This window comes from Verrucosispora sp. SN26_14.1 (genome assembly GCF_004307965.1).
GTDB lineage: Bacteria > Actinomycetota > Actinomycetes > Mycobacteriales > Micromonosporaceae > Micromonospora.
The window spans coordinates 1-8889 of record NZ_SISL01000245.1; the positions used below are offsets into that span (position 1 = coordinate 1).

At 72.3% G+C, this 8889-nt stretch carries 6 protein-coding genes and 2 pseudogenes; all 8 read right to left on the bottom strand.

Annotated features, from left to right (window positions below):
- A pseudogene (locus EYA84_RS20230) lies at window positions 1–774 on the bottom strand (PAS domain-containing protein); the annotation flags it as partial.
- Between the two features lie 174 nt (window positions 775–948).
- Complete coding sequence (locus tag EYA84_RS20235; RefSeq protein WP_131054617.1) at window positions 949–1713, bottom strand: 3-oxoacyl-ACP reductase; 765 nt, start codon at window positions 1711–1713, stop codon at window positions 949–951.
- A gap of 3 nt (window positions 1714–1716) precedes the next feature.
- A complete protein-coding gene (locus EYA84_RS20240; protein ID WP_236145863.1) occupies window positions 1717–3072 on the bottom strand; it encodes an aldehyde dehydrogenase in 1356 nt (451 codons plus the stop codon).
- Between the two features lie 174 nt (window positions 3073–3246).
- Window positions 3247–4611 (bottom strand): glutamine synthetase family protein, encoded by a 1365-nt coding sequence (locus tag EYA84_RS20245; protein WP_131054619.1) that lies wholly within the window; start codon window positions 4609–4611, stop codon window positions 3247–3249.
- A gap of 355 nt (window positions 4612–4966) precedes the next feature.
- Window positions 4967–5467 carry a DUF456 domain-containing protein gene (locus EYA84_RS20250; RefSeq protein ID WP_131054620.1) on the bottom strand — a complete coding sequence of 167 codons (501 nt, stop codon included), beginning with the start codon at window positions 5465–5467 and terminating at the stop codon, window positions 4967–4969.
- Window positions 5458–7638: a bifunctional diguanylate cyclase/phosphodiesterase gene (locus tag EYA84_RS20255; protein ID WP_131054621.1), complete on the bottom strand. Its 2181-nt coding sequence runs from the start codon at window positions 7636–7638 to the stop codon at window positions 5458–5460. The genes EYA84_RS20250 and EYA84_RS20255 overlap by 10 nt, the downstream gene beginning before the upstream one ends.
- Before the next feature lie 3 nt (window positions 7639–7641).
- On the bottom strand, window positions 7642–8460 hold the full coding sequence (locus EYA84_RS20260; RefSeq protein ID WP_131054622.1) for an SAM-dependent methyltransferase: 819 nt from the start codon (window positions 8458–8460) through the stop codon (window positions 7642–7644).
- Window positions 8461–8560: 100 nt separating this feature from the next.
- A pseudogene (locus EYA84_RS20265) lies at window positions 8561–8860 on the bottom strand (3-oxoadipyl-CoA thiolase); the annotation flags it as partial.
- Window positions 8861–8889 lie beyond the last annotated feature (29 nt).

Consider the following 8889-nt stretch of genomic DNA (forward strand, 5'->3'; position numbering starts at 1 on the left):
GCCCCCGGCGGCGGCCAGGTCGGCCAGCCCGGCGGCGGGCTCCTCGGGCCCGGTCATCGGGCCGCTCGTCCCGGCCAGCCGCAGACCACCGTCGGGGCCGTACAGGTAGAGCAGCCCGAACGGTACGTCCTGCCGGTGCCGGTCGAGCACGTCCACGGCCGCGTGGCAGAGTTCCGCGCTACTGCCCACGTCGGCCAACTCGGAGCCGAGTTCGGCGAGCGTACGCAGTCGCCGCTCGCTGAGCAGCCGACCGGTGGTCTCACTACAGACGCAGAGCACGCCGCTGATCGAGCCGTCGGTGTCCCGGATCGGGTCGTACGAGACGTCGAAGTAGACGTCCTCCATGAAGCCGTACCGGTCGAGCAGGAAGTGGTGGTCCCGCGCCTGGTACGCCTCACCGGTCCGCAGGACATCGGTGAGCAGCGGCCCGAGCACGTCCCAGGTCTCGACCCAGTGTTCGCGGGCCGGCTGCCCGACGACGGCGGGATGCTTGTCCCCGATGGTCGGGCGGTAGGCGTCGTTGTAGAAGGCGCGCTGGTCCTCGCCCCAGAAGATGACGATCTGCGCCTTCGAGGCGAGCATCGTGCTGACCGCGTTGCCGAGCGCGCTGGGCCACTGCTCCGGTGCGCCGAGCGGGCTGGTCGACCAGTCCCGGTCACGCAACAGCGCGCCCATCTCGCCACCGCCCGCGAACGCCGCCGCGAGCAGCGGTGGAACCCCACGACGCGCCGCCGACGGATCGCCTCCGTCCACGCCCCCCTGGGCCGAGTTCATGCAGCCTCCCCGGCCTGTGCGCGACGTGCCCTGATCATCGCTGCCGTGACCGGACTTCTACCCCGCCGAACCAGGAACGTAACGCATCAGCTGATCGCGACGCTGATTACCCCACGACACTTGTCGATCAACCGATACGAATCGCCCCACCGTTCACCGGAAGTGTCGGGTACATCACAGCGGCGTGACGTACGCGCCGGTGATCCCGCCGTCGACCACGAACTGCGCGGCGGTCATGAACGAGGAGTCGTCACTGGCCAGGAAGGCCACCGCGGCGGCGATCTCGGTCGGTTCGCCGAACCGCCCCATCGGCACGTGCACCAGCCGGCGCGCGGCCCGCTCCGGATCGGCGGCGAACAGCTCCCGCAGCAGCGGCGTGGCCACCGGACCGGGGCACAGGGCGTTGACCCGGATGCCCTCCCGGGCGAACTGCACGCCCAGTTCCCGGCTCAGCGCCAACACCCCGCCCTTGCTCGCGGTGTACGCGATCTGCGACGTCGCCGCACCCATCAGCGCCACGAACGAGGCGGTGTTGATGATCGAGCCCCGGCCCTGCCGGCGCATGTGCGGGATGACGTACTTGCAGCACAGGTAGACGCTCGTGGTGTTCACCCGCAGCACCCGCTCCCAGGCGTCCAGCCCGGTCTCCAGGATGGAGTCGTCGTCCGGCGGGGAGATGCCCGCGTTGTGGAACGAGACGTCCACCCGCCCGTACCGCTCGACCACCCCGTCGAAGAGGTCACGGACGGCACCCTCGTCGGTCACGTCGACGGCGACGAAGGTCCCGTCGACCTCCTCGGCGGCCCGGGCACCCCCCTCGGTGTCGACGTCGACGCAGACCACCCTCGCCCCCTCGGCGGCCAACCGCCGTACGGTGGCCAGTCCGATCCCGCTGGCCGCGCCGGTGACCACCGCCACCCGGTCCTGCAACCGCTGCATCGCTCACTCCTCCGTGCTGATGAAGACGTTCTTGACGTCGGTGAACGCGTGCAGGGCGTCCGGACCCAACTCGCGACCGAGACCGGAGCGTTTCATCCCGCCGAACGGCGTCGAGTACCGCACCGAGGAGTGCGAGTTGACGCTCAGGTTGCCCGCCTCCACCGCCCGCGCCACGCGCACCGCCCGGCCCACGTCCCGCGTCCAGACCGAGCCGGAGAGGCCGTACTCGGTGTCGTTGGCGAGCCGGATCGCGTCCGCCTCGTCGTCGAAGGGCAGCACCGAGACGACCGGGCCGAAGACCTCCTCGCGCCAGTGCCGGTCGGCCGGCGAGTCGGCGAGCAGCACCGTCGGCGGGTACCAGTAGCCGGGGCCGTCCGGGCAGGAGCCGGTGAAGGCGACCCGCGCGCCGTCGACGTACCCGGCGACCCGGTCCCGGTGCCCGGCGGAGATCAGCGGCCCCATCTCGGCGGCCTCGTCGGCCGGGTGGCGTACCCGGAACGCCCGCACCGCCGGCTCCAGCAGCTCCAGGAAGCGGTCGTAGACCGCGCGCTGCACCAGGAGTCGGGACCGGGCGCAACAGTCCTGGCCGGCGTTGTCGAAGACTCCCGACGGCGCGGTCGCCGCCGCCTTCTCCAGGTCGGCGTCGGCGAAGACCAGGTTCGCCGACTTGCCGCCCAGCTCCAGGGTCAATCGCTTCACCTGGGCGGCGCAGCCCGCCATGATCCGGGTGCCGACCTCGGTGGAGCCGGTGAAGCAGATCTTGCGGACCGCCGGATGGTCGACGAAGCGCTCGCCCACCACGTCGCCCCGCCCCGGCAGCACCGTGAACACGTCCTCGGGCAGCCCCGCCTCCCGGGCCAGCTCGCCCAGGCGCAACGCGGTCAGCGGGGTCAGCTCGGCGGGCTTCAGCACCACCGTGTTGCCGGCGGCGAGCGCGGGAGCCAGCCCCCAGGCGGCGATCGGCATCGGGAAGTTCCACGGCACGATCACCCCGACCACGCCGAGCGGCTCGTGGAACGTGACGTCCAACCCGCCCGCCACCGGGATCTGCCGCCCGGTCAGCCGCTCCGGTGCCCCCGCGTAGTAGTCCAGCACGTCCCGTACGTTGCCCGCCTCCCAGCGGGCGTTGCCGATGGTGTGCCCGGCGTTCTCGACCTCCAGCCGGGCCAGCTCCTCCACGTGCGCGTCGACCACCGCCGCGAACCGCCGCAACAGCCGGGCCCGCTCCCCCGGCGCCACCCACCGCCACCGCTCGTACGCCACCGCCGCCCGCGCCACCGCCGCGTCGACCTCGTCCGCAGACGCCCCCGCGACCTCGCGCAGCACCGCCCCGCTGGCCGGATTCCGCACCTCACCCACGCCCACCCACACTCCCCTCACCCTCGCTGCCCACCTTGCCTGCCCCGCCCGTGTTCTGCGCCGCGATCATGGAGTTGTGGTACTCCGTGAACGTCGCGAAAGAGGACAGGTCGGGCGCCACGGCTCCATGATCGGCGCACATCGACGCAGGCGAGACCGACGACCCGGGCCCGGTCAGAGGCGCTCGAAACCACGGGCGAGTTCCCAGTCGGTGACGGCCGCGTCGAAGGCGGCCAGCTCGACCCGGCCCATGTTGGTGTAGTGGGCGACCACGTCGTCACCGAAGGCCGTCCGGGCCACCGTGGAGGACTCCCAGAGCGTGAGGGCGTCCCGGAGGGTGCCGGGGACGCGTTCGGCCGCCGCGTCGTCGTACGCGTTGCCGGTGCACTCCTCGCCCAACTCCAGCTCCTGCTCGATGCCGTGCAGCGCACCCGCCACCAGTGCCGCGATCGCCAGGTACGGGTTGACGTCCGCCCCCGGCACCCGGTTCTCCACCCGCATCCCCTGACCGTGGCCCACCACCCGTAGCGCGCAGGTGCGGTTGTCGGTGCCCCAGCGCAACGCCGTCGGGGCGAAGGAACCCGGCTGGTAGCGCTTGTAGGAGTTGATGTTCGGCGCGAAGAGGAGGCTGAACTCCCGCATCGTGGCGAGCAGCCCGGCCAGCACCCGCTGCCCGGTGACGCTCAGGTGACCCGGTCCGTCGCCCAGCATGGCCGACCCGCCGGAGGCGTCCCGCAGGGAGAAGTGGATGTGGCAGGAGTTGCCCTCCCGGGCGTTCGGCTTCGCCATGAAGGTGATCGACATGCCCTCCTGGGCGGCGATCTCCTTGGCCCCGTTCTTGTAGATCACGTGGTGGTCGGCGCAGCGCACCGCCTCGTCGTAGCGGAAGGCGATCTCGTGCTGGCCGAGGTTGCACTCGCCCTTGGCGCTCTCCGGGGTGAGTCCCGCGCCGGCCATCTCGTTGCGGATACGCCGCAGCAGCGGCTCCACCCGGGCGGTGCCGAGCAGCGAGTAGTCCACGTTGTACTGGTTGGCCGGGGTCAGCTCGCGGTAGCCGCGCTGCCATGCCTGCTCGTACGAGTCACGGAACAGCACGAACTCCAGCTCCGTGCCCGCGTACGCGGTCAGTCCGTGCGCGGCCAGCCGGTCGAGTTGCCGGCGCAGGATCTGCCGGGGCGAGACGGTCACCGGACCGGTCTCCCCGGGCCAGTGCAGGTCGGCCAGGAGCAGGGCGGTCCCGGGCTGCCACGGCACCCGGCGCAGCGTGTCGAAGTCCGGCGTCATCGCCAGGTCACCGTAGCCGCGCGACCAGCTCGACATCTCGTATCCGTCGACGGTGTTCATGTCGACGTCCACCGCGAGCAGGTAGTCGCAGCCCTCGCTGCCGTGCCCGACGACCTGGTCGAGGAAGAACGGCGCGTGGAACCGTTTGCCCTGTAGCCGACCCTGCATGTCGACCAGGGCCAGGACCACCGTGTCGATCTCGCCCTCGGCGACGGCGACCCGCAGTTGCTCCAGCGTGAGCGGCGCATTCCTCATCCGCGAGCCTCCATCACCAAGGTCTACCCGCCGAGCTGATCACCGTCAACGGGACGCTCCGCTCGTACCCCGTTCCGCGTCCCCGGCAAACCGGTCCGGCGTCCGGCGCACCACGGGGGCGTACCCGGCCCGTCGTCCGCCGGCCGACTAATCGCGTTGCCGGTCGGGCCGTACCTGACGCATCCTTGAGCCTGTGACCAGGCCCGATCGCGACGGGCCGACCACGGGCCCTCGGAACGGCCCGACAGCCGCGGCGGCGCGGGCGACGTCACCTCTCTCTCGGGCAGGGCGCGGTGCCCTGCCCTGGCTCCGTCCCGCGCCGCCCGGCGACCACCCGCCACGGGCCACACACGGATCAGGTCATCACCAGGCCGGTCACCCAGAGCATGCCGATCACCAGGCCGGAGAGGAACTCGATCAGCATCGACAGGCCGGCCGCGCCGACCGCCTGCTTCGTCGCCGGCCAGGCCAGCCGGGTGTCGCCCAACCGCAGCCGTTCCATCGCGAAGATGCCGCCGACGAAACCGATCACCAGGCCGACGACCGGGATCACGAAGAAGCCGATCAGCCCGAGTACGGCGCCGGCGAGCAGCGAGGTGGTGGGCACCCCGGCCCGCTTGAGGTTGCGGCCCGGCCAGGCGTACTTGACCACGGTGCCGCCGAGCGCGACCAGGGTGGCGGCGGCGAGCACCAGCCACCGGCCGGCACCGGCCCCGCCGAACAGCGTCCACACCAGCACGCCGCCCCAGCAGAGCGGCAGCGCCGGCAGGCCGGGCACCACCACCCCGGCCAGCCCGGCGAGGATGGCCAGGGCGGCGACCACCGCCACCACCCCGTTGGTGTCCGTCAGCTCCACGTCGACTCCCCATCAGACGGTGTGCCACGCAGCCGGGCGACGATCTTCTCCGCCGGGCCGGGTGGGTCGAACAGCCGGCCCTGCGCGGAGTCGCAGCGTAGCGACCGCAGCCGCTCGGCCTGCGCCTCGGTCTCCACCGCCTCGGCGGTCACCCAGAGTTCCAACGCGTGGGCCAAGCGGACCAACGCGTCCACGATCCGTACGTCACGGTGGTCGGCGACGGAGGGATCGTCGCCCCGCAGGCCCTCCACGAACGGCCCGGCCAGCTTCAGGCAGGTGATCGGCAACCGGCGCAGGTACGCCAGGTTCGAGTACCCGGTGCCGAAGTCGTCCACCGCCAGCCGGACGCCGAGCGCGGCGAGCCGGTACAGCGTCCGCAGCGGCTCGCCCGCGGAACCCATCACGGCGCTCTCGGTCAGTTCCAGTTGCAGCAGTGCGGCGGGGAGCCCACTCTCGGCCAGGGCGTCGGCCACGGTGTCCACGATCGCCGGGGCGTCGGCCTGGCGGGCGGCCAGGTTGACGCTGACCACCAGCCGGGCCTGCGGGAACTCGGCGTGCCAGCGCTGGGCGTCCCGGCAGGACTGCCGCAGCACCCACTCGCCGAGCCGGACGATCAGGCCGGTCTCCTCGGCCAGTCCGATGAACCGGTCCGGCCCGACCAGACCCAGCTCCGGATGCTGCCAGCGGACCAGCGCCTCGACGGCCAGCATCCGGCCGTCCAGCAGGGACACGATCGGCTGGTAGTGCACCACGAACTCGCCCCGGTCCAGCGCCGTGGGCAGTTCGGCGGCGAGCGCCGACCGGGCGATGTCCCGGGCACTGCGCTCCGGGTCGTACACCGCCCACCGGCCCCGGCCCTCCCCCTTGGCCCAGTACAGCGTGGTGTCGGCGGCCTTCATCAGCTCGGTGGCGCTGGTGCCGGCCAGGTCCGAGTCGACGATGCCGATGCTCGCCGAGACCGCGAGCTGCTGGTCACCGATGTGCACCGGGGCGGAGACGGCGGCCAGCACCGTCTCGGCCACCGCGGTCACGTCCTCGATCCGGGCGATGCCGTCGACCAGGATGACGAACTCGTCGCCGCCCATCCGAGCGACCAGGTAGCCGCGGTCGGCCACGCAGTCGGCCAGCCGCCGGGCGATCAGCACGAGCAGCCGGTCACCGAGGTCGTGGCCCAGACTGTCGTTGATCGCCTTGAACCCGTCGAGGTCCAGGAAGCAGACGCCGACCCGGCCGGACGGGTGCGTCCGGTTCACCAGCCGACCGAGCGACTCGAAGAACAGCGTCCGGTTGGGCAGGCCGGTGAGCGGGTCGTGCAGCGCCTGGAACCGTAGCCGTTGCTGGAGTTCGTACCGCTCGGTGATGTCCTCGACCACGGCGACGGTGAACCGGGGCCGGCCGTCGTCGTGCCGGATCAGCGAGACCGCCAGGTCCGTCCAGACGGCGGTGCCGTCCTTACGGTGGTAGCGCTTCTCGACCCGGGCCGCCTCGTGTTTGCCCTCGATCAGCTCCTGGTACAGCTCCCACATCCCGGCGGCGTCGTCGGCGTGGAACAGCGACGCGACGTTCGTCTGCCGCAGTTCCTCGATGTCGTAGCCGAGCATCTCGGCGAAGCTCTGGTTGACGTCGATGATCGTGCCGTCGATCCCGGCGATGCCGATGCCGATGGCCGCCCCGCTGAAGACCGCCCGGAACCGAGCCTCGCTGTCGCGCAGCGCCCGCTCCACGTCGTCCCGGGCCTGCCACGCCGAGCGCGCGATCCCCTCCTGCTGGGCGAAGGTGCGGTCACGCAGCGCACCGGCGAAGCCGGCGGCCAGGCCCGCCTGCGCCGCCGAGACCCGGTCGGCGAGATCGGGCCGGTCCGCCCGGACGTCCAGCACCTCGGTGGGGAACCGGGCGGCGAGGGTACGCACCGCCCACCCGATCACCCCCGGCGCGATCAGATGGGCCGCCACCAGGGCGCGCCCGACATCCTCGGCGGCCGGGGTCACCGGCTCGCCGGAGAGCAGCGCACGGGCCAGCCGCACGGTGTGCCCGAGCAGCAGCCGCTCGGTCTCGGTCGGGCTCAACGGCACGAACCCGAACCCGCGTACGGCACGGGCCCAGTCGGCCGCGTACCGCTGGGCACCGGTCTGGTCCACGGCGTTCCCGCCGGAGTCGCCGACGGCGGACATCAGTCAGCCGGCGGACCGGTCGTTCCGGGCGACGCCGCCGAAGGCGCCGAACCGTTGCGGGTTCGCGGCCACCTCGGACGGCGCGTCGGGACGCCACAGCTCCATGTGCACCACTCCCGGCGGCAGCAGCGTCCAGTCACCGAAGAAGCCGGTGATCTCGGCGCGCGAGCGCAGCGTGATCTCGGTGGCGGTCCGCGCGGACAGCCGTTGCGCGTCCAACATCTCCGGTGGCTGGTCCTCGAAGGTGGAGTGCGAGAGGACCAGGTGGCTGCCGGGGACGGTGGCGGACCGCAGGGTGGCCAGGACGTCGGCGGGACGGTCGGTGTCCGGCACGAAGTGCACCACCCCGGCGAGCAGCACGCCGAGCGGGCGGTCGAAGTCGAGCAGCCGCAACGCCCGGGCGTCGGCCAGGAGCCGCTCCGGGTCGCGCAGGTCGCCGTGGAGCACGCCGGTCAGCTCGTCGCCGGTCAGCAGTTCCCGGCTGTGCGCCACCGCCACCGGGTCGATGTCGACGTAGACCACGCGGGCCTTCGGGTTCGCGGCCTGGGCCACCTCGTGCACGTTGCCGACGGTGGGGATGCCGGAGCCGATGTCGAGGAACTGGTCGACGCCGGCGTCGAGCAGCACGCGTACGGCCCGACGCAGGAACTCCCGCCCGGCCCGCATGGTCGCCGGCAGGTGGGGTGTGGTGGCGGCGATCTGCTCGGCCAGCCTGCGGTCGATCTCGAAGTTGTGGGCGCCGCCCAGGAAGTAGTCGTACACCCGGGCCGCGCTGGGCCGCGAGAGGTCGATCTCGGAGGGGAGTCCGTCGGGGGTCTGCACTGGCACCTCAGCTCGTCGTGATGCAGACCACTCTAGGCCGGTCGGTCACGCCGAGGGAGATCCACGAACACCTTTCCCGTTCGCACCGTGTCGCGGCCGGTCAGGCCGCTTCCAGCAACAGCGAGATGCCCTGCCCGACGCCGACGCACATGGTGGCCAGGGCCCGTCGACCGCCCCGGCGGCGTAGCTCCAGCGCGGCGGTGAGCGCCAGTCGGGCGCCGCTGGCACCCAGCGGGTGCCCCAGCGCGATGGCGCCGCCGTTCGGGTTGACGTGCTCGGCGTCCTCGGGCAGGCCCAGCTCACGCAGCACCGCGACGGCCTGCGCGGCGAACGCCTCGTTCAGCTCGATCACGTCGAGGTCGGCCACCGCCAACCCGCGCCGGTCGAGCAGCCGTCGGGATGTATCTTATACAAATCTGACGCTGCCGA